General features: G+C 41.8%; 1 protein-coding gene. It reads left to right on the top strand.

All coding sequences use genetic code 11. The features are described from left to right. On the top strand, window positions 1-532 hold a 532-nt coding region (locus SPL01S_RS24215; RefSeq protein ID WP_255212465.1), incomplete at its 5' end, for a YPO3983 family protein. Between the last annotated feature and the right edge of the window lie 35 nt (window positions 533-567).

Raw genomic sequence — 567 nt, 5'->3', positions numbered from 1 at the left:
GATCGAAAAGATGATCACCCATATGCAGAATGGCCAGGGCTCTCCCTTCACCAGTGTGCATCTGGATGCAGCTTTGAAGGAGCATGTGCTGAGTGACAGATCGCCAGATAATAGCTCACGCTTATTATTGGGGGACTCTTTAAGCAAAAATATAGACTGGGAGAATAAATGTTATCCAGTCGAAGAAAAGGACAGGCTAAGAAAAGCTATTCTTGATGGAAGGTTACCTAAGTTCGACAGATTCCAGGATAATTTTAACGGCATGGGAATTACTGTCCATGACACTTGGGCAACACATATCACCATAAAATCACTACAGATTGATAATGACCGCTACCGTGCGGTTGTGCATTACAAGGTACAGGATCACTTCGGTCTGGACGGTGATGACATTTCAAACTCTAAATTTAACCAGCTCCGTTTTTTCCGCATCTGGTTTGTGCTTCAGCGATACAATATGTTTGGATTTAAACCCTTCATGACCAATATGGAAGCCACTGTAGAAATTACCGGAGCACGCAATGAAAGTTAAAAATAAAAAAACTCTTTGTACACTACTCCTGATTG

The organism is Serratia plymuthica NBRC 102599 (genome assembly GCF_001590925.1).
Classification (GTDB): domain Bacteria; phylum Pseudomonadota; class Gammaproteobacteria; order Enterobacterales; family Enterobacteriaceae; genus Serratia; species Serratia plymuthica.
Note: the sequence above shows the minus strand (reverse complement) of the source record. Positions and strands in the feature narration are given on the sequence as shown.